Origin of the sequence: Bradyrhizobium iriomotense (genome assembly GCF_018130765.1) — a bacterium.
In the GTDB taxonomy this organism is placed as follows: domain Bacteria; phylum Pseudomonadota; class Alphaproteobacteria; order Rhizobiales; family Xanthobacteraceae; genus Bradyrhizobium; species Bradyrhizobium iriomotense_A.
Genome location: NZ_JAFCJZ010000025.1, coordinates 92,098 through 111,579 on the forward strand (window position 1 = coordinate 92,098; position 19,482 = coordinate 111,579).

A 19,482-nucleotide genomic window follows, 5' to 3' on the forward strand; every position below is an offset into this window, starting at 1 on the left:
AAATATCAGGTTTTGGTGACGTTCAGCAATGCATCGCGTGGCGCCGCAGCCGTTTGGCTGGGACGGTTAACCAGAAAAAGCCCAGCAATTACAAGGACCGCAGCGGCGCCGAATGTCAGGCTCAGGGTGTCGTGCATGATGAAATAGCTACCCACCACGCCAAACAAAGGGGTGATGAAGGTAAAAGCGGACAATTTGCTGGCCGAATAGGCCTTCACCAGTGCGAACCAAAGCGTGAACGTGGTTCCGACCACCCAGATCGCCTGGAAGGCCATCAGGGCGAGAGACAGCGGCGCTGGCGTGTGGGTGATGGATTCGCCAAACAGCCAGGCCGCCAACCCCAGGATCGGGATCGAGGTCGCGACCTGATAGCCCAACGCCTTCTCGGGCGCTGCGAAGCGCAACCGTGTGCCCTTGGCCACCAGCGTCGTCGCCGCCCACAGCCCGGCGCCGCCGACGATCAGAAGATCGCCGAGCAGGACATGCGAATCGACATTGGGCTGCGGCACGCCAATCGCAAGCGCGACACCGGCGAAGCTGATGGCAAGACCCAGCCATTGCGAGGCGCCAAGCCGCTCGCCGAGCACCTGGTAGGAGCCGAGCGCGACGAAGAACGGGGCGGTGTAGAGGAACACCACCGCGCGAGAGGCGGAGGTGAGGCGGAGGCCCTGGAAAATCAGCACGAACTCGATGCCGAACATCAGCCCTGCGATCAGGCCGGCCCTCCACGTCCCGTCACGCTCGAAGAATTTCACGCCACGCAGGGTGCCGATGATGAACAGCACCGGCAGCGCGCCCGTGGAGCGGATCATCGCCTGGAGCATCGGCGGGATGTCGGGCAGCACAAGCTTCACCGCGATCTGGTTGAATCCCCAGGTCAGGCACAGCATGAGCATCAGGGCGATGGCGCCGGCGCTGAGAGGACGGCCGGCGGACGGGATGGCTTGAGGTACGGGCATTTCTTCCTGATATCCGGCTTTGCGCCGTTGTTGCTTCAAGACATTTTCTGACAATGGGCGCAGACGCCCGTGATCTCCACCACAGACAGCTTTGGCGCGAAGCCCGAGCTGCGCGCCGCGGCGTTGATATCCTTCGCAAAGGAGGCCGAGGGAATTTCGCCGACGAGGCCACAGCGCTCGCAGATCAGGAACGCCACCGCCGAGGTCGCGTCATGGTCATGGGCAGCACAGGCGAGATAAGCGTTGCGGCTCTCGATGCGGTGCACGAGGCCGTTGGCCATCAGGAAATCGAGAGCACGATAGACCGTGATCGGCGCCGGCCGCGCCATCGATTTTGCCAGTTCGTCGATCACCTCATAGGCCCCGAGCGGGCGGTGGCTGGAGAGCAAGGCTCCCAGCACCTGGCGGCGGATCGGCGTGAATTTCTGCGCGCGCTGTTCGCAGACCTCCTCGGCATGCGCCAGCGCGTCCGCGGTGCAGCGGCCGTGATCATGGTCAGGCGCGGGAAAGGCCGGCTTTGCGAGCGTCATGCGGCCTGCCTTCTAGCATTTCGGCGATGGAACCCAAAGCATCACCGGCGGCAGGGCTGCCAGCCATGCTCACGCCGCGGGACTGCGTCCCGATAATCCGCCACACAATAATCATAAGCTTGCTTATAATATCTCAAGCTTATTGGAGACCAAGCTCATGACCCGCGGGTCCGTGGACCAGAACTTCCTGTTTACGCTCGCCGAGCTTTACCGCCTGCTGCGCGTCTATGCCGACAAGGAGGCCTCGCGCTTCGGCATCACCCGCGCGCAATGGGCGGTGCTGGCCAAGGTCGAGCGCAGCGAGGGCATGAAGCAGTCGGAACTCGCCGAGCTGCTCGAGGTGCAGCCGATCACGCTGACGCGCCTGATCGACAAGCTCTGCGACAGCGACTGGATCGAGCGCCGCAGCGACGCCTCGGACCGCCGCGTCAAGCGCCTCTATCTCAAGAAGGCCGGCCGGCAATTGCTGGGACGGATGAGCGGACTGAGGTCCGAGATCACGGCCAACGCGCTCGACGGCATCAGCCCGGCGGACGCGCACCGTCTCCTCACCCAACTCGAAACAATCAAGGAAAACGTGCGTAACGCGGCCCAGACATCCGGCGCGGAACAAGCGCGAAAGGAGCAGCGCTATGGCTGATCAGGTTCTCAAGTTCCAGCCCGAGCACAAGTCCGACAGCGGCAAGCCCACCAAGAAGGCAGGCACCGATCCGCGCCGCCGCCTGCTCGCTGGCCTGCGCCGCTATCGTCGCTTCCTGCTGATGGTCGTGCTGCCTGTGATTGCCGCCATCGGCGGCGTCACCTTCTATCTCCACGGCGGACGCTATGTCGGCACCGACGATGCCTATGTCGGCGCGCAGAAGGTGCTGGTGACGCCCGACATCTCCGGCAAGATCGAGAAGGTCGTCGTCCGCGAAGGCCAGTTCGTCAAGCAGGGCGACGTGCTGTTCGAGATCGATCCCGTGCCGTTCCGCCTCGCGGTGGACGAGGCCAAGGCGCAGCTGATGCAGGCGCAGACGACCTATGACAACCTTCGCGCCAACATCAAGATCTACGGCGACATGCTGAACCTCGCCCAGCAGGGCGTCGATCTGAAGCAGCGCGACGTCGAGCGCAAGCAGGCGCTGGTCAAGAACAGTTTTGGCTCGCAGCTCGACCTCGACAACGCGTCGAACGCACTGGTCACGTCGGGCTCGATCGCACAATACGTCAGGCAGCAGATCTCGACCGCCAAGACGCAATTGCTCGGCGACACCGATCTGCCGCTGGAGAAATTCCCGCCCTACGCGCAGGCCAAATCCAAGCTCGAAAATGCCGAGCGCAATCTCGACCACACCGTGGTGCGCGCCTCGATGGGCGGCGTCGCGGCGCAGGTCGAGCAGATCCAGCTCGGCCGCTATGTGGCGGCGGGCACGGCGGTGTTCTCCATCGTCGATATCGCCCATCCCTGGGTCGACGCCAATCCGAAGGAGAGCGACCTCACCTATGTCACGGAGGGCCAGCCGGTGACGCTCGAGGTCGACGCGTTCCCCAACCACGTCTTCAAGGGCAAGATCGGCTCGCTCTCGCCCGGCACCGGCGCGCAGTTCGCGATCCTGCCGCCGCAGAACGCCACCGGCAATTTCGTCAAGGTGGTGCAGCGCGTGCCGATCCGCATCTATTTCGACGAGACCGACAAATACGTGAAGAAGCTGAAAGCCGGCATGAGCGTCTATGCCACCATCGACACCGGCCATAAGCGCTCACTCGCCGGCCTGCTCGGCCTGTCGGCGACCGCGGGCCAAGACAAAGATTCAGACAAAGACTAAGACAAGGACTGACTCAATGTCCGGCCCCAATGCCAGCCTGATGGTCCCCGGCCTGCGCCGAAACATGGTGACGATCTGCGCCATGACCGCGACCATCATGCAGGCGCTGGACACCACCATCGCCAACGTCGCGCTGCCCTACATGCAGGGCACGCTGTCGGCCTCGCAGGACCAGATCAACTGGGTGCTGACCTCCTACATCGTCGCCGCGGCGATCATGACGGCGCCGGTGGGCTGGATCGCCAACCGCTTCGGCCGCAAGCGCATCTTCATCATCTGCTCGGCCGGCTTCACCTTCGCCTCCGTGCTGTGCGGCCTGGCGCAGGACATCAACCAGATGGTGCTGTTCCGCCTGCTGCAGGGCGTGTTCGGCGCGGCGCTGGTGCCGCTGTCGCAGTCGGTCATGCTCGATTATTACACGCTCCAGGAGCGCGCCAAGGCGATGTCGATCTGGGGCATGGGCGTGATGATGGGGCCGATCATGGGCCCCTCCCTCGGCGCCTGGCTGACCGAGACCTATTCCTGGCACTGGGTGTTCTTCGTCAATTTGCCGTTCGGCGCGATCACCGTGCTCGGGCTGATCGTCTTCATGGACGAGACCGGGAAGGATCTCAGTCTCAAGTTCGACTGGCTCGGTTTCGCTGCGCTGGCGATCGCGATCGGCGCGCTCCAGCTCGCGCTCGACCGCGGCGAGCAGCTCGGCTGGCTGGAATCCAACGAGATCATCGCGGAATTCATTATCTCGGCCGTCGCCTTCTATTTCTTCCTCGCACACTCCTTCACGACGTCGACGCCATTCATCCGCTTTGCACTGTTTCGGGATCGCAACTTCGTCACCGGCTGCATGTTCATGGTCGTGATGGGCCTCGTGCTGTTCTCGACCATGGCGCTGGCCTCGCCCTACATGCAGAACGTGATCGGCTATCCCATCATCACCGCCGGCCTGCTGCTGGCGAGCCGCGGTTTCGGCACCTTCTTCGCCATGATGCTGGTCGGCCGCATGATGCGCTATTTCGAGGCGCGTACGCTGATCATCACCGGCCTGTCGCTGACCGCGGGCTCGCTGTTCCAGATGACCGGCTGGACCGACCTGACCCAGGTGCCGGAGATCGTCACCGTCAGCATCATCCAGGGCTTTGGCTTCGGTCTCGTCTTCGTGCCGCTCTCGACGGTGTCGTTCCTGACCCTGCCGAACCATCTGCGCACCGACGGCACCGCCATGCTGACCCTGATGCGCAATGTCGCGAGCTCGGTCGGCATTTCGGTCGTCATCGCCGAGCTGACACAGGGCACGCGGCGGACCTATGCGATCCTGTCCGAGCACATCAACCCGTTCAACCACGCACTGCAAATGCCCGACGTGCGCGGCATCATCAACCTCTCCACCGACGCCGGCCGCGCCATGGCCGACCGGATGGTCAGCGTGCAGGCGCAGATCATCGCCTTCGCCCACGACTACATGCTGGTGATGATCTTCATCCTCTGCACCATCCCGCTCGCGCTGATGATCGGCTCGACCAAGGCCACCCTGCGGAAGCAGGCAGCGGGGCCGGAACATGCGGTGATGGAGTAGGACGCAGTCGAGCCGCAATCTCCACTGTCGTCCCGGACAAGCGCAGCGCAGATCCGGGACCCATAACCACAGGAAGTGGTTTGGCGAAGACTCGGAGTTGGCAGCTCGCGCTACGACCTCTCCCTGTGGTTATGGGTCCCGGCCTTCGCCGGGACGACACCGAGGTTACGGCGCCACGCTACCCCAACAACTCCTCGCACCCCAAATCCTCGACCGCCATCATCACCCGCTCCAGATTGTTCCACCAGATGCCGGGTGGGATGTCGATGCTCCACTGCCAGACCGGCTTGGTGATGTGCCAGAGCACCGACCAGCGATAATCCTGGTCGAGCGTGCCGCGCGTGTAGCCGGCTACACCATGTGCGAGCAGCGTCTCGTGGTAGCGATTGAGCAACGCCCGCTCGAGTGCCTGCCGGCGTTCCGGATACCATTGGATCGCCATCATGTAGGCGAGGTCGCTGGTGGGCACGTTGATGCCCCATAGGTCAAAATCGAAGATGCGCACGGTATTCGCGACGCCGGCGCGCGGCAGCAGAAAATTCCAGGTATGCGCATCGCCGTGAGCAATCGTGACGTGGCGGCGCGAATGGTAGCGCTGGGATAGTCGGGCCGACTGCTCGATGAGACGACGGTAGAGGATACGCCGCTCCTCGCTGAGGCGGTCGCCGAGCTGATCGGCGAAGCGGTCGTAATGACCGGCGAAGGTCTCCATGCGCGCCGCACTGTCTTCGGTGCTCGCCCAAGTGCCGACGGTCTCGCCGAGGCTGGCATGATTCCACCACGCCGCATGCATGCGCGCCAGCGTCGCGACGATAGCCATCGCCTGATCGCGTGACGGCGGCAGTGTCGGCACGGTCGCGAGTTCATGGCTATCGGTGAGGTCTTCGAGCAAGAGATGCCAGGCTCCGCTCTCCTCGTCGAAATGCCCGTCGAAGCAGCGCGGCACGAGTCCCGGTGGCATGTTCGGCGCAAGCTGCGTGTAGAAGGCAACTTCGTGCTCGCCGCGATCTGCAAGTGTCTTGGCGAAGGCAGCATGCGCCATTTTCAGGATCAGCGACTGCGGAGCGCCGGCGGATTCGCCGACATAACGCAGGCCGAGCCTGACGATATGTGACACGACGGTGTCGCGCTGATGCAGCACCTTCACTTCGCGCACAGCGCCGGCGTCCAGCACGCCGCCCCGGCGCAGTGCAGCCGTCAGTTGGGCGGGCTCAACGACCGCCGGCAATTGTGGAGGTGTCATGACCACGATGCCCCTGTCCCGCGCCATACTGCACGATCACGATCCCGGGCACCAGCGGCCGACTGACTTATGCCGCGGCGGTCGAGTCCCGCACGGTCCGGACCACGACCGATCGAAGCTGATCGAGATTGGCCGCCATGCCGGCGATCGCCTGCCTGACCTCCGCGGCGCGCTCGTTCACGGAAGCCGCGTCGCGGCTGACATTGCCGATCTTGGCCGAGACGTCCTTGGCGGCGGACGCCGATTCGGAAATCGACCGCGCGATCTCCCGCGTCGCCGCATCCTGCTCTTCCATCGCCGCGGCAACCGAGGTCGCAACGCCATCGATCTCGACGATGTGACCGCCCATGGCCTCGACGGCGTCCACGGCCGCCTGTGTCGAGGCCTGGATCTCGGCGATCAGGCGCGTGATCTCCTCGGTGGATTTGGCAGTCTGGTCGGACAGTGATTTGACTTCGGCTGCGACCACGGCGAAGCCGCGGCCGGCCTCGCCGGCCCGCGCCGCCTCGATGGTCGCGTTGAGCGCCAGAAGGTTGGTCTGGCCGGCGATGCCGCCGATGAGATCGGAGACCTCGGCAATCTTCTTCACCGATCCGGCCAGCGCCTGGATGGTCGAACGCGCCTGCTCACGGCCCGCGACCGCCGACCTCGTGACGGTCGAGGTGCGTGCGACCTGGGTCGCGATCTCCCGGATCGAGGCGCTCAGCTCCTCGGCTGCGGCCGAAACCGTCTGCGAGCTGCCCAGTGCCTGCGTCGAGGCCGCAGCGACAGCCTGTGATTCCGTGGACAGCGAACGGGCGATCTCGGACAGGCTGGAGGCGACCCGTTCCACGCCCTGGCTCGCGGCGCTCGCGGTATCGACCGAACGGCCGGTTTCGCGCTCGACCGTCTCGGCCATCTGATGCAGGGCGGAACGCTTGGCGCGCGCGGCCTCCTGCTCGTTCTGCAATTGCTCCTCGCGCAAGCGGGAATTCTCGATCGCCCCCTGCTTGAACACCTCGAGGGCGCCCGCCATCGAGCCGATCTCGTCCTGCCGATGCGCGAAGGGGATGTCGGCGGCGAGATCGCCAGTCGCGAGATTCTGCATCGTGCCGGTCATACGCACGATCGGTCGCACCACGCCGAGGGCAACGCCGAGCAGGCCGGCGGCAATGAAGGCCAGGACCGCGGCGGAAACGCCGAGCAGGATATAGAGGATCGAGCTGTCGCGGTCCGCGGCCAGCTTCTCCATGTCGGCATTCTGCTTGTTGGCGCTCTCGACGATGCTGTCGATGACGGCGCGATGCGCGGTGTAGGCGTCCTTGAGCTGCGCATAGGTGCGCTCGGCGGCAGCCATGTCCTTGGCCTTGAGGGCCGGCAGGAGCTGGTCGGACGCCTTCCAGAATTTCTGCACCTCGGCATCGGACTTCGACACCAGGGCAGACTTCAGGTCGACCGAGAGGCTGGAGGCGACCCAGTAAGCCTTGCGCTCGTCGTAGTCCTTGCGGAGCTGGACCAGCCGCTCGGCATGGGCCGCCAGCTGGTCCGGCTCGCGCATCGCGAGGGTGGCCTCGAGATAGGCCTCGATGACATATTCCGGCGGCGGCAGGATGTCGGCGATGAGGTCGTTGCCGAGCTTGATGTCGGAATAGAGGGGACCGCCGACCTTGAGCTCGCGCAGCGCGTAGAGGCTGGTGGAGACGACCGCGGTGAAGCCGATGGCGAGCACGATGCCGAACGCAATGATCGCGGAAGATAACGACAGACGAATTTTCATAAGGCAATCCAGGCGCGAATCAAATTCGCACCGAGCCTAGATCGCTGCGGTAAATACGGACTTTCTTCGCGGACAGGTTGCGGAAGGAAAAGCTCCGCAGAACTACGGGAATGGACCGTCAGTCAATCGGTTTTAGGTCAGCGAGGCTGACGCTCAATCGCGGGGGCATCGGTTGCAATTGCGCTGAATGAGAAGCGCGTCGCGGCGACGCGAAGTCGCCGCGACGCATTGCCTCACATGTCGAAGAACACCGTCTCGTCGTCGCCCTGGAGGTGCAGGTCGAGCCGATAGACCGGCTTGCCGGCCTCGCGCACCGCGGTCAGCGTGGCGCGGCGCTCAGCGGGCACCAGCGCCAGCACGGGATCGGCGGCGTTGCCGGCCTCGTCGCTGAAATAGATGCGGGTATAGAGATGCCTGAGCATGCCGCGCCCGAACACCGCGAGGACAATGTGCGGCGCCTGCGGCTTGCCATCGGGATCGGGCACCACGCCCGGCTTGATGGTGTCGAAGGAATAATTGCCGTCCTTGTCGGTGCCGCAGCGGGCGAAACCGCGGAAGCTGGCATTGGGCAGCGCGCGCTTGTCCTGCGGGTCGGCGAAACGCCCTTGAGCATCCGCCTGCCAGATCTCCAGCATGCAATCAGGCACGGCAACGCCGTCGCCGTCGAAGACCCGGCCCTCGATGCGGACACGATCGCCGGTGACGTCAGGCGTCAGCGTCGAGTTGGTGAACGCGTCGTTCCAGGCGTATTCGCCAGTCGGCGTCAGTCCGTATTTGAAGAACGGACCGACGGTCTGCGATGGGGTGATCCCGTCGGGCTTCACAGAATCCTGCACGTTAGTGGTTCTCCATGGGCGTGGCGTTCTTGCCACGCAGCACGATGTCAAAGCGGTAGCACAACGCCCATTCGGGCTGGGTGTTCTCGAGGTCGAACGAGGAGACCATCCGCGCCCGCGCCTTCTCGTCCGGCACCGAGTTGAAGATCGGATCGAACGGAAACAGCGGGTCGGCCGGGAAGTACATCTGCGTCACCAGCCGCGTGACGAAGGAATGGCCGAACACCGAGAGATGGATATGCGCCGGACGCCAGGCGTTGTGGTGGTTGCCCCAGGGATAGGCGCCGGGCTTGATGGTGACGAAGCGATAATAGCCGGCGGCATCGCTCACGGTGCGGCCCGCGCCGGTGAAATTCGGATCGAGCGGCGCCGGATGCTGGTCGCGGACATGGACATAGCGGCCGCAGGAATTGGCCTGCCAGATCTCGACCAGCGAGTTCGGTACGCCGCGGCCGTCCTCATCGCGCACATGGCCGTGCACGATGATGCGCTCGCCGATCGGCTCGCCACTGTGCTGGGTGGTGAGATCGTTGTCGCCCTCGCGCACGGTCTCATGGCCGTAGACCGGGCCGGTCAGTTCCGACAGCGTGTGACGCATCGGGATCAAGGGCTTGTTCGGCGCACGCTTGATCGAGCTCTTGTAATCGGGCGACAGCGGCAGCGGATGCGCCTTGTTGCTGTCCACGGGATAGATGAATGTCATTGGCGAACTCCTCCCCGGCCATTTTAGGTCCAGCCGGTCAACACTTCCGCCAATCATTATAGGATATAACTAATTTGGGGAAGCGGGTTTAGGCCTCCTGCGCCGCCGCTATTTGATCGGCGGACGCGGCAGCACGGCCTCGCCTGGCTCGAGCCGGTAGGTGTGGTCGAGCGAGTACCAGGGCGTCGCGACGTCGGGCGCGGTCGGGTGCGGCGTATCGTGGCGCTGGAACTTGCCGATCAACGCCTGCGTCACCCCGAACTGCACGTCGCTGTCGATATGCGGGTCGGCGGGATCGTAGACCTGCGAAATCAGCACCTTGAATCCGGGCTTGAAGATCAGGGCATGCAGATGCGCGGGTCGATAGGGGTGCCGTCCCTGCGCCTCGAGCAGGCGGCCGACCACGCCGTTGGTCGGAATGGGATAGCCGACCATCATCACCGAGCGGAAGGCGAAGCGTCCATCCTGGTCGGCCGTGAACTTGCCGCGCAGGTTCATGTCGGCCTGCTCAGGATCCTGGTTCTCATAAAGACCAACCGGAGAAGCGTGCCAGACATCGACCTCCGCGCCCGCGACGGGACGGCCCTCCTTGTCGACGACACGGCCGCTGACGAACAGCGGCGCACCCGGTGTCTCCGACCGCACGATCGATCCGCCGTTCTCGACCCGCGGCGAGTTCAGCCGCCAGAACGGCCCGAGCAATGACTGATCGGTTTCGGTATTGCCCTGATCGCCATTGTTGAGCAGGCACACCAGCGGCGAGACGCCGAGCGAGCCCGCCATCAGCACGACTTCGTTGTGCGTGTCGGTGGTCAGCTTGCCGAGCTCGGCGATGACAGCGGTGGCATCGCGAAACTCCTTCTCGGTCAGGCGAACGTCGCGCACGAAGGCATGCAGATGCTTGACCAGGGAGACCATGATCTGGCGCAGCCGCGGATCGGATGTCTGCTCCATTACCGCCAGGGCTGCGGCCGTGACGTCCTGCTCGCGCTCGATGATCATGCCGCAATCTTCTCCCTGTCATTCCGGGGCAGCCCGACAGGGCTGAACCCGGAATCTCGAGATCCCGGATTCCGCTCTAACGAGCGGCTCCGGGATGACGGGACGCTACGCGTCCCGTCAGTTCAGCTTCTCGATCGCAACGGCGACACCTTGGCCGACGCCGACGCACATGGTGGCCAGCGCCAGCTTGCCGCCGCGCTTCTCCATGCCGTGCACGGCGGTAAGCACGAGGCGCGCGCCGCTCATGCCGAGGGGATGGCCGAGCGCGATGGCGCCGCCATGCGGATTGACGAAATCGGCATCGTCGGCGACGCCGAGCTGACGCATGCAGGCGATGCCCTGCGAGGCGAAGGCCTCGTTGAGCTCGATCAGGTCGAAATCGCTGATCTTCTTGCCGAGACGCTCCATCAGCTTGCGGGTGGCCGGCACCGGGCCGATGCCCATGATGCGCGGCGGCACGCCGGCCGAGGCGAGGCCGAGGATGCGCGCCCGCGGCGTCAGGCCGTGCTTCTTCACCGCGGCTTCGGAGGCCAGGATCATCGCGGCGGCGCCGTCATTGACGCCCGATGCGTTGCCGGCGGTGACGGTGCCGGGATTGCGCACGATTGGCTTCAGTTTTGCCAAGCCTTCCAGCGTGGTCTCGGGACGCGGATGTTCGTCCTTGTCAACCGTGATAGGGCCGGCCTTGCCGCCGGGAATGGTGATCGGGATGATCTCCTCGGCGAAATAGCCGGCGGCGATCGCGGCGCCCGCACGCTGCTGCGAGCGGATCGCGAACGCGTCCTGGTCGGCGCGCGAAACCTGGAATTCCTCGGCGACATTCTCGCCGGTCTCCGGCATCGCATCGACACCATACTGCGCCTTGAGCAGCGGATTGATGAAGCGCCAGCCGATGGTGGTGTCGAAGATCTCGGCCGAGCGCGAGAAGGCTTCCTGCGCCTTGCCCATCACGAAGGGCGCGCGGGTCATGGATTCGACGCCGCCGGCGATCGCAAGCTCGATCTCGCCGGAACGGATGGCACGGCCCGCGGCGCCGACCGCATCGAGACCGGAGGCGCAGAGCCGGTTCAGGGTCTGGCCGGGAACCGAATCCGGCAGGCCCGCCAGCAGCAGCGCCATGCGCGCGACGTTGCGGTTGTCCTCGCCGGCCTGATTGGCGCAGCCGAAGAAGACTTCGTCCACCTGCGCCCAGTCGAGCTTGGGATGCTTGGCCATCAGCGCCTTGATCGGGGCTGCAGCGAGATCGTCGGCACGCACCTTGGCGAGCGAGCCGCCAAAGCGGCCGATCGGGGTCCGCACGGCATCGCAGATAAAGACGTCACGCATCGTTGTTCTCCCTGAATGCCGCGATCCGGCCAAATTCTTCAATGTCGGCGGAGTTTTAGGAGGGCGCCCGCGGCAGGTCAATTGACGGTTTCGCGGGCGGCACCGTCATTCCGGGGCGCGCCACTTGGCGCGAGCCCGGAATCCATTTGTCCGCGTGACGCGTGGCCCGATGGATTCCGGGCCTGCGCCTGTCGGCGCATCCCGGAATGACGGCCGAGAATGTGGCAGCACCTCGCTCCCACTGCGGACAACGTGGAAAACCTCCGCTGTCCGGCCAAAGCGATAGGAGCAGGAGGCGAAATTTTGTAGGTTGCGCCGCCCATGACCATGCAACAGCCGATACCCGTGCCGCCGCCCGACGAAACGCCCGCGCCGCAGGCGGAAGCCGCTGCGCGCGTCACTCCGATGATGGAACAGTACCTCGAGATCAAGGCTGCGCATCAGGGCCTGCTGCTGTTCTACCGGATGGGCGACTTCTACGAGCTGTTCTTCGAGGACGCCGAGATTGCCTCCAGGACGCTCGGCATTGTCCTGACCAAGCGCGGCAAGCATCAGGGCGCCGACATCCCGATGTGCGGCGTTCCGGTCGAGCGCTCCGAGGATTATCTGCACCGCCTGATCTCAGCCGGCCACCGGGTCGCGGTCTGCGAGCAGACCGAGGATCCTGCGGCCGCGAAAGCGCGCGGCAACAAGAGCGTGGTGCGCCGCGGCGTGGTGCGGCTGGTGACGCCGGGCACGCTGACCGAGGACACGCTGCTCGATGCGCGCGCCAACAACTACCTGCTGGCGATCGCGCGCGCCCGCTCCTCCGCCGGCGGCGACCGCTTCGGCCTCGCCTGGATCGACATCTCGACCGCCGAATTCATGGTGACCGAAGTCTCGGGCGGCGAACTCGCCGCGACGCTGGCGCGCATCAACCCGAACGAGGCCATCGTCACCGACGCGCTCTACAACGACAGCGAGCTCGGACAGACCCTGCGCGAGCTGCCGGCGGTGACGCCGCTGACCCGCGACGTCTTCGACGGCGCCACCGCCGAGAAGCGCCTGTGCGATTACTTTGCGGTCGCGACCATGGACGGGCTGGCGCAGCTCACGCGCCTCGAAGCCACGGCTGCGGCCGCTGCCGTCACCTATGTCGACCGCACCCAGGTCGGCAAACACCCGCCGCTGTCGCCGCCCGCGCGCGAGGCCTCGGGCGCGACCATGGCGATCGATCCGGCCACGCGCGCCAATCTCGAGCTGACGCGGACGCTCGCCGGCGAACGCCGCGGCTCGCTGCTCGACGCCATCGACTGCACGGTGACGTCGGCCGGCTCGCGCCTGCTGGCGCAACGTCTCGCCGCGCCGCTGACCGATGCGCCGGCGATCGCGCGGCGGCTCGACGCCGTCGGCACCTTCGTTGCCGATTCCGCCGCGCGCGAGGACATCCGCAGCATCTTGCGCGGCGCGCCGGACATGTCGCGCGCGCTCGCCCGCCTCTCGGTCGGCCGCGGTGGCCCGCGCGATCTCGCCGGCCTGCGCGACGGCATCATCGCTGCCGACCAGGTACTGACGCGGCTTGGCGAGCTCGACCAGCCGTCGCAGGAGATCGCAGCGGTGATGGCGGCGCTGAAGCGACCATCGCGCGCACTCGCTGCCGAGTTCGCGATAGCGCTCGACGAGCAGCTGCCGCTGATCAAGCGCGACGGCGGCTTCGTGCGCCAGGGCTATGAGCCCGCGCTCGACGAAGCGCGAAACCTGCGCGACGCCTCGCGCCTGGTGGTCGCCTCGATGCAGGCCCGCTACGCCGATGACACCGGCGTCAAGGGCCTGAAGATCCGGCACAACAACGTGCTCGGCTATTTCGTCGAGGTCACCGCGCAGCACGGCGACAAGCTGATGTCGGCGCCGCTAAACGCGACCTTCATCCACCGCCAGACGCTCGCGGGCCAGGTGCGTTTCACCACCTCCGAGCTCGGCGAGATCGAAGCCAAGATTGCGAACGCCGGCGATCGCGCACTCGGGCTCGAGCTCGAAATCTTCGAGAAGCTCTGCGCCAAGGCACTCGAGATCAGCGACGATCTGCGCGCTGCGGCGCAAGGCTTTGCGCTGCTCGACGTCGCGACGTCGCTGGCCAAGCTGGCGATCGACGAGAACTATGTGCGGCCTGAGGTCGACGGCTCCCTCGCCTTCGCGATCGAGGCCGGCCGCCATCCCGTGGTCGAGCAGGCCCTGAAGCGCAACGGCGAGCCGTTCATCGCCAATGCCTGCGACCTGTCGCCAAGCCCAGCACAAAAGTCTGGCCAACTCTGGCTGCTCACCGGTCCCAACATGGCCGGTAAATCGACCTTCCTGCGCCAGAACGCGCTGATTGCGCTGCTGGCGCAGATCGGCAGCTTCGTGCCGGCGACGCGTGCGCGGATCGGCATCATCGACCGCCTGTTCTCGCGTGTCGGCGCCGCCGACGATCTCGCCCGGGGACGCTCGACCTTCATGGTGGAGATGGTCGAGACCGCAGCGATCCTGAACCAGGCCGGCGAGCGCGCGCTCGTGATCCTGGATGAGATCGGCCGCGGCACTGCGACCTTCGACGGCCTCTCGATCGCCTGGGCCGCGATCGAGCATCTGCACGAGAGCAACCGCTGCCGCACGCTGTTCGCGACGCACTATCACGAGCTGACCGCGCTCTCGGCAAAGCTGCCGCGGATGTTCAACGCGACGGTGCGGGTGAAGGAATGGCAGGGCAACGTCGTGTTCCTGCACGAGGTGTTGCCGGGCTCGGCCGACCGCTCCTACGGCATCCAGGTGGCGAAGCTCGCCGGCCTGCCGCCCGCGGTGATCACGCGCGCCAAATCCGTGCTCTCCAAGCTGGAGGCGCAGGACCGTGGCCAGACCGCGCGCGCGCTGGTGGACGACCTGCCGCTGTTCGCGGTCCCTTCCCGCGCCGCGGCGGAAGCCGCTCCGCCGAGCGAGGCCGAGCTGCTGATGGACGCGGTAAAGGCGCTGCACCCCGACGAGATGTCCCCGCGCGAGGCGCTCGATGCGCTCTATGCGTTGAAGGCCAGGCTGCCGAAGCAGTAACGGTGCCGTAGCCCGGATGAGCGCAGCGACATCCGGGACGACTGTTCCCGCATATCGCTTCGCTCATGCGGGCTACGATACTTTCTGCGTCGAGAGGAAGCGCCGTAGGGTGGGCAAAGCGCAGCGTACCCACCGTGCAAATGCGAATTCGAGGATTGATGGTGGGCACGGCGCGCGAAGTGCGCGCCTTTGCCCACCCTACGATTCTGGCCTACGCCCGCGCCGCGATCGCCGCGGCTTCCGCGGCCGCGCGCTGCATGCTGGTCGACATCTCGTTCGTGACCGTGCTCTGCTCCTCGACGGCGGCGGCGGTCGAGGTCACGTATTCGCTGACATTGTTGATCGCCTGCTTGATCGAGCCGAGCGCGCTGACGACGTCGCCGGAGATGCCGTTGAGGCTGCCGATCTCCTGGCCGATCTTGTCGGTCGCCTGCTTGGCCTGGTTGGCGAGGCTCTTCACTTCGGAGGCGACCACCGCGAAGCCGCGGCCGGCCTCGCCGGCGCGGGCGGATTCGATCGTGGCGTTCAGCGCGAGCAGGTTGATCTGACCGGTGATGCTGTTGATCATCTCGACGATGCCGCTCATCGCCTGCGCGGCCTCGGTGAGGCGCTGCGCCTGGGCGTCGGCGGCGGCGACCTGATCCACCGCGCTCATCGCGGTCTCGCGCGATTTGGTCATCGCCTCGGAAATCTCCCGCACCGAGGCGTTGAGCTCCTCGGAGCCGGCGGCGACCGATTCCATCATGCCGCGGACGCGCTCGTTGCCCATGCGGACCAGCACCTGCCGCGTGGTGTCGGTGGCATATTTCACGACCTTGAACGGCTTGCCGTTGAGATCGAGGATCGGATTGTAGGAGGCCTGGATGTAGACCTCCTTGCCGCCCTTGCCGATGCGCTTGTACTCGGCCGCCTGGTACTGGCCACGGTTGAGCGCAGCCCAGAACTCGCGATAGCCGGCGCCGTCGCGCTCGGCGGCCTCGACGAACATGCTGTGATGATGGCCCTTGATCTCGGCCAGCGAATAGCCGAGCGCGCCGAGGAAGTTGGCGTTGGCGGTGATGATCGTGCCGTCCATGTTGAACTCGATCACGGCCTGGGCTTTGTCGATTGCCGCGATCTGACCGGCGAGATCGGCGTTCTTCAGCTTCTCCGCGGTGACATCGGTTGCGAACTTGACGACGCCGAACGGCTTGCCCTTCTCGTCGAGTAGCGGATTGTAGGACGCAAGGATCCAGACCTCGCGGCCACCCTTGCCGATGCGCTTGAACTCGCCGGCCTGGTATTCGCCGCGGTTCAGCGCGGCCCAGAATTCGCGATAGGAGGCGCGGTCGCGCTCGGCAGCTTCGACGAACATGCTGTGATGCTTGCCCTCGATCTCGGCCAGCGAATAGCCGAGCGCCTTGCAGAAATTCTCGTTGGCGGTCACGACGGTGCCGTCGAGCTTGAACTCGATCACCGCCTGGGCGCGGCTGATGGCGGATACCTTGGAGGCCTCCGTCATGCTCCGGATCTTCTTCGCGGTGATGTCGGTCGCGATCTTCACGACCTTGACGGGCTTGCCGGCATCATCGAGCACCGGATTGTAGGACGCCTCGATCCAGACCTCGCGGCCGCCCTTGGCAATTCGCTTGAATTCGTCGGCCTGCGGTTCGCCGCGGCCCAGCTGCGCCCAGAATGCCTTGTATTCGGCACCATCACGCTGATCGGCCGGCACGAACATGGCGTGCTTCTTCCCCTTGATCTCGTCGAGGGAATAACCGAGCACCTTCAGGAAGTTCTGATTGGCCGTCAGAACCGTGCCGTCCATCGCGAACTCGATCACAGCCTGCGAGCGTCCGATGGCGGCGAGTTGTGCGTCCGAATCACTGCGGGACTTGCGACCAAACATCAAAGAATCTCCATCTCGAAAATCACCGATGGGGACGCGCCCGTCGGAACCAGAGTGACCGCGCGGCAGCGATGCCGTATTTCAATCAGCGGTTCCCGCGGGCCGATCCTTGAACAGAGATTCGTCCGGATTTGCGCGGACGGAATCGCGCGCGGGTATGCAATCCAATTCGTACGTGAAAAGCTCGAACAAAGTTCTAATAGAAATGTCGGGATTCGGCGGCCGATGGATCAGCCTGTCCGCGCGACGAACCGCGGCGTTCAAGCCGGGAAAACACGGCAAAACTTGAAATGATGTTTCTCACTCAACGGCTTGAGGAGATGCCACCTCAACCCATCGGCGCGAATTGAGCTTGGCATAACGTATTCGCGCGACGCCATGTTGCCTTTGTCCGTAGTCTCACGGCTCCTGTCGCGCCTTGCGCATCGCACGCCGGCCGATCCCCCACAGCGTCAGATTCCAGTTGACGCAGGTGCCGAGTGCGAGAGTCAAACCGACGGCCGAGCCGAACTGCACCACCGCGACGTGCATGACGGCAATCGCCATGCCGAAACCGAGCAGGCCCCACGCGGAGTTGGCGAGGACAGCGGCTGTTGGCGGGCCGCCGATGCGCGGATGCAGGATCACCATGATGCTGGAGAACACCACCGGATACAGCGCAATGATGCCGCTGATGCGGGGGCCGACCCAGCCGGAGGTCGAGACCACGATCGCGACGAGGGTCGCAACCAGCGCAGCCCGCATGGGGACGTCATACCAGCGGCGCGTCACCAGCGGCATCTTCGCGTGGCGATAGCCTGCGAGCAGCGGAATGCAGATGCCGAATGCGATCAGATTGGCGGCAAGGCCGGCAGTGAGCGACCAGTCGAACTGGCGGATGATCGAGGCGAGCATGATCCACACCGCAAAGGCGCTTCCGCAACTCACGAGGATGCCGTGCCGCTGCGACAGCACGACATAGGTGAGGCACATGAAGACCGTCGCCGCATTCACCGGCAGGCTCGCCAGCGCGCCTTGCGCGATGAAGGCGGCATCATGGTCGATCGCGAGGAAGACGTAGGACGGACCCGCCGACACCGGCAGGGTCGCGATCAGCGCGCCGATCACCGGCCCCGAGCGTTCGGTGATGATCGACGCCGTCACCACGAACGCCGCCGCGATCGCCATGCGCAGAAGGAGGAAGATGATGAAGTGGAGGTCGGGGGACATTTTTTTGTGCCGGGCAAGCGACGCGCTGATCCGGATAGAAGGCGAAGTTATTCAGTCCGTCATTCCGGGGCGCGCGAAGCGCGAGCCCGGAATCCATAATCACAGGCCGCGATTGCTTTAAGGAGGCTGGAGCAACGACCGCCCGAAATCACGACGGCCTGGGGTTATGGGTCCCGGGCTCGCGCCAAGCGGCGCGCCCCGGGACGACACCGATTGTCGGGCTACGGTCTTCGCCTCACATCCTTTGCATCGACACCGAGACCTTCGGGCCGTTCTTGATGGTCTGGTAGACCACGCAATAGCGCTCGGTGAGCTTGAGCAGCAGATCGAGCTTGTCCTGCGGCGCCGGCGTGTCGACCTCGAAGCGGAGGCGGATCTCGGCAAAGCCGACCGGCGTCTCCTTGTCGACGCCGAGCGTGCCGCGGAAATCGAGATCGCCCTCGGCATAGACGTTGCCGGTCTTGAGCGGCACCTCGATCGCGGTTGCGACCGATTTCAGCGTGACGCCGGCGCAAGCGACCAGCGCCTCGAGCAGCATATCGCCGGAGCAGAGCTCGAGGCCGGAGCCGCCGGTGGCGGGATGCAAGCCGGCCATTGCGATGGCGCGGCCGGTCTCGACCTTGCACGCGATCCCTTCGCTGTCGGTGGAACCCTTGGCCTTCAACGTGATCAGCGCGGCCTTGGGATCGGCCTTGTAGCGCTCCTTGATCGGGGCCTGCATCTGGCGCAGTTCAGCGGCATCCATCTCGTTCTCTCCCGGAAAAATTGCACTTCGATTTACCGGCTCAGAGCAAGAATGTCACCACCACATGGCCTGACCGGGACCCTGGGTTGCGTCCCGGTCGGGCACGTTGCGGTCGAGTGAACGGTCGAGTGATGTCAGCACACTTCGCTTGAAGGTCTCGAACAGCGGCGAATTGCGGTCGCGCGGCCGGCCGAGATTGATCTCGATGTGGTCGAACAGCCGGCCCGGCCGCGGCCGCATCACCAGCACGCGATCGGCCAGCACCACGGCCTCGTCGACGTCATGTGTGACGAGGATCAAGGTCGGCCGCGTGTCGGCCCAGAGGTCGAGCAGATGATCCTGCAGATCCCTGCGGGTGAAGGCATCGAGCGCGGAGAACGGCTCGTCGAGCAGCAGTACCTCAGGCTGCGGCACCAGCGCGCGGGCGATCGCAACGCGCTGCGCCTGCCCGCCGGAGAGCTCGCGCGGCCAGGCCTGCGCCTTGTCGGCAAGGCCGACGCGCTCGAGCGCGCGCGCCACCTTCGCGCGACGTTCGGTGGCGGGCAGATCGGCGAGGCCGAAGCCGATATTGTCGGCGACGCTGAGCCAGGGCAGCAGGCGCGGCTCCTGGAAGATGATGCCGATTTTTGCGTGCGGAGAGGCTATCGCCTCGCTGTCGAGTGTCACCGTACCCGAGCTGGCGCGGTCGAGACCGGCGATGGCGCGGAGCAGCGTGGACTTGCCGCAGCCGGAGCCGCCGATGATGGCGATGATCTCGCCCTGCCTGATCTCGGCGGAGAAACGCGCCAGCGCCTCGACGCCGTTGGGATAGGTCTTGCTGACCCGGTCGAGCGCCAGCATCGCC

At 65.3% G+C, this 19,482-nt stretch carries 16 protein-coding genes; 4 read left to right on the plus strand and 12 right to left on the minus strand.

Going from position 1 to position 19,482, the window contains the following annotated elements:
• Window positions 1-5: 5 nt before the first annotated feature.
• Together JQ635_RS32460 and JQ635_RS32465 are read right to left on the minus strand one after the other, a co-directional pair.
• Window positions 6-959 carry a DMT family transporter gene (locus JQ635_RS32460; RefSeq protein WP_211413854.1) on the minus strand — a complete coding sequence of 318 codons (954 nt, stop codon included), beginning with the start codon at window positions 957-959 and terminating at the stop codon, window positions 6-8.
• 35 nt (window positions 960-994) lie between these two features.
• Complete coding sequence (locus JQ635_RS32465) at window positions 995-1,489, minus strand: Fur family transcriptional regulator (RefSeq protein WP_183248492.1); 495 nt, start codon at window positions 1,487-1,489, stop codon at window positions 995-997.
• Window positions 1,490-1,646: 157 nt separating this feature from the next.
• Between JQ635_RS32465 and JQ635_RS32470 the strand changes: the two genes are divergently transcribed.
• Genes JQ635_RS32470 through JQ635_RS32480 form a run of 3 tightly spaced genes read left to right on the plus strand, consistent with a single transcriptional unit; the run spans window position 1,647 to window position 4,870 of the window.
• A complete protein-coding gene (locus JQ635_RS32470) occupies window positions 1,647-2,129 on the plus strand; it encodes a MarR family winged helix-turn-helix transcriptional regulator (protein ID WP_211413855.1) in 483 nt (160 codons plus the stop codon).
• A complete protein-coding gene (locus tag JQ635_RS32475; RefSeq protein WP_211413856.1) occupies window positions 2,122-3,297 on the plus strand; it encodes an HlyD family secretion protein in 1,176 nt (391 codons plus the stop codon). The genes JQ635_RS32470 and JQ635_RS32475 overlap by 8 nt, the downstream gene beginning before the upstream one ends.
• 16 nt (window positions 3,298-3,313) lie before the next feature.
• Complete coding sequence (locus tag JQ635_RS32480; protein WP_211413857.1) at window positions 3,314-4,870, plus strand: MDR family MFS transporter; 1,557 nt, start codon at window positions 3,314-3,316, stop codon at window positions 4,868-4,870.
• A 178-nt stretch (window positions 4,871-5,048) separates the two neighbouring features.
• Here JQ635_RS32480 and JQ635_RS32485 read toward each other — a convergent pair whose 3' ends face one another.
• The 6 genes from JQ635_RS32485 to pcaF all read right to left on the minus strand — a co-directional run bounded on the left by JQ635_RS32485 (window position 5,049) and on the right by pcaF (window position 11,736).
• The gene (locus JQ635_RS32485) at window positions 5,049-6,140 is read right to left on the minus strand and encodes a phosphotransferase (protein WP_211413858.1); all 1,092 of its coding nucleotides are present in this window, start codon (window positions 6,138-6,140) and stop codon (window positions 5,049-5,051) included.
• A 40-nt stretch (window positions 6,141-6,180) separates the two neighbouring features.
• Window positions 6,181-7,869 carry a methyl-accepting chemotaxis protein gene (locus tag JQ635_RS32490; protein WP_211413859.1) on the minus strand — a complete coding sequence of 563 codons (1,689 nt, stop codon included), beginning with the start codon at window positions 7,867-7,869 and terminating at the stop codon, window positions 6,181-6,183.
• 233 nt (window positions 7,870-8,102) lie between these two features.
• Window positions 8,103-8,705, minus strand: coding sequence for a protocatechuate 3,4-dioxygenase subunit alpha (gene pcaG / locus JQ635_RS32495; protein ID WP_211413860.1), 603 nt, complete (start codon window positions 8,703-8,705; stop codon window positions 8,103-8,105).
• 1 nt (window position 8,706) lies between these two features.
• Window positions 8,707-9,408, minus strand: a complete 702-nt coding sequence (gene pcaH / locus JQ635_RS32500; RefSeq protein ID WP_211413861.1) for a protocatechuate 3,4-dioxygenase subunit beta — start codon at window positions 9,406-9,408, stop codon at window positions 8,707-8,709.
• A 108-nt stretch (window positions 9,409-9,516) separates the two neighbouring features.
• The gene (locus JQ635_RS32505) at window positions 9,517-10,410 is read right to left on the minus strand and encodes a dioxygenase (RefSeq protein ID WP_211413862.1); all 894 of its coding nucleotides are present in this window, start codon (window positions 10,408-10,410) and stop codon (window positions 9,517-9,519) included.
• Between the two features lie 117 nt (window positions 10,411-10,527).
• Window positions 10,528-11,736 carry a 3-oxoadipyl-CoA thiolase gene (gene pcaF, locus JQ635_RS32510; RefSeq protein WP_211413863.1) on the minus strand — a complete coding sequence of 403 codons (1,209 nt, stop codon included), beginning with the start codon at window positions 11,734-11,736 and terminating at the stop codon, window positions 10,528-10,530.
• Window positions 11,737-12,057: 321 nt separating this feature from the next.
• Between pcaF and mutS the strand changes: the two genes are divergently transcribed.
• Entirely contained in the window at window positions 12,058-14,796 is a 2,739-nt protein-coding gene (gene mutS / locus JQ635_RS32515) for a DNA mismatch repair protein MutS (RefSeq protein ID WP_211413864.1), read from the plus strand.
• Between the two features lie 211 nt (window positions 14,797-15,007).
• Here mutS and JQ635_RS32520 read toward each other — a convergent pair whose 3' ends face one another.
• The 4 genes from JQ635_RS32520 to JQ635_RS32535 form a co-directional block, all read right to left on the minus strand.
• The gene (locus tag JQ635_RS32520) at window positions 15,008-16,684 is read right to left on the minus strand and encodes a methyl-accepting chemotaxis protein (RefSeq protein ID WP_211413865.1); all 1,677 of its coding nucleotides are present in this window, start codon (window positions 16,682-16,684) and stop codon (window positions 15,008-15,010) included.
• A gap of 399 nt (window positions 16,685-17,083) precedes the next feature.
• On the minus strand, window positions 17,084-17,893 hold the full coding sequence (locus JQ635_RS32525; protein WP_211413866.1) for a hypothetical protein: 810 nt from the start codon (window positions 17,891-17,893) through the stop codon (window positions 17,084-17,086).
• A gap of 235 nt (window positions 17,894-18,128) precedes the next feature.
• Window positions 18,129-18,638: an OsmC family protein gene (locus JQ635_RS32530; RefSeq protein ID WP_080133676.1), complete on the minus strand. Its 510-nt coding sequence runs from the start codon at window positions 18,636-18,638 to the stop codon at window positions 18,129-18,131.
• A gap of 54 nt (window positions 18,639-18,692) precedes the next feature.
• Window positions 18,693-19,478, minus strand: a complete 786-nt coding sequence (locus JQ635_RS32535) for an ABC transporter ATP-binding protein (RefSeq protein ID WP_211413867.1) — start codon at window positions 19,476-19,478, stop codon at window positions 18,693-18,695.
• Between the last annotated feature and the right edge of the window lie 4 nt (window positions 19,479-19,482).

Excerpts from the sequence above, each read along its gene's own strand:
- JQ635_RS32460 (WP_211413854.1), bottom strand. The coding sequence starts at position 959 with ATGCCCGTACCTCAAGCCATCCCGTCCGCCGGCCGTCCTCTCAGCGCC.
- JQ635_RS32465 (WP_183248492.1), bottom strand. The coding sequence starts at position 1,489 with ATGACGCTCGCAAAGCCGGCCTTTCCCGCGCCTGACCATGATCACGGC.
- JQ635_RS32470 (WP_211413855.1), top strand. The coding sequence starts at position 1,647 with ATGACCCGCGGGTCCGTGGACCAGAACTTCCTGTTTACGCTCGCCGAG.
- JQ635_RS32475 (WP_211413856.1), top strand. The coding sequence starts at position 2,122 with ATGGCTGATCAGGTTCTCAAGTTCCAGCCCGAGCACAAGTCCGACAGC.
- JQ635_RS32480 (WP_211413857.1), top strand. The coding sequence starts at position 3,314 with ATGTCCGGCCCCAATGCCAGCCTGATGGTCCCCGGCCTGCGCCGAAAC.
- JQ635_RS32485 (WP_211413858.1), bottom strand. The coding sequence starts at position 6,140 with ATGGCGCGGGACAGGGGCATCGTGGTCATGACACCTCCACAATTGCCG.
- JQ635_RS32490 (WP_211413859.1), bottom strand. The coding sequence starts at position 7,869 with ATGAAAATTCGTCTGTCGTTATCTTCCGCGATCATTGCGTTCGGCATC.
- pcaH (WP_211413861.1), bottom strand. The coding sequence starts at position 9,408 with ATGACATTCATCTATCCCGTGGACAGCAACAAGGCGCATCCGCTGCCG.
- JQ635_RS32505 (WP_211413862.1), bottom strand. The coding sequence starts at position 10,410 with ATGATCATCGAGCGCGAGCAGGACGTCACGGCCGCAGCCCTGGCGGTA.
- pcaF (WP_211413863.1), bottom strand. The coding sequence starts at position 11,736 with ATGCGTGACGTCTTTATCTGCGATGCCGTGCGGACCCCGATCGGCCGC.
- mutS (WP_211413864.1), top strand. The coding sequence starts at position 12,058 with ATGACCATGCAACAGCCGATACCCGTGCCGCCGCCCGACGAAACGCCC.
- JQ635_RS32520 (WP_211413865.1), bottom strand. The coding sequence starts at position 16,684 with ATGTTTGGTCGCAAGTCCCGCAGTGATTCGGACGCACAACTCGCCGCC.
- JQ635_RS32525 (WP_211413866.1), bottom strand. The coding sequence starts at position 17,893 with ATGTCCCCCGACCTCCACTTCATCATCTTCCTCCTTCTGCGCATGGCG.
- JQ635_RS32530 (WP_080133676.1), bottom strand. The coding sequence starts at position 18,638 with ATGGATGCCGCTGAACTGCGCCAGATGCAGGCCCCGATCAAGGAGCGC.
- JQ635_RS32535 (WP_211413867.1), bottom strand. The coding sequence starts at position 19,478 with ATGCTGGCGCTCGACCGGGTCAGCAAGACCTATCCCAACGGCGTCGAG.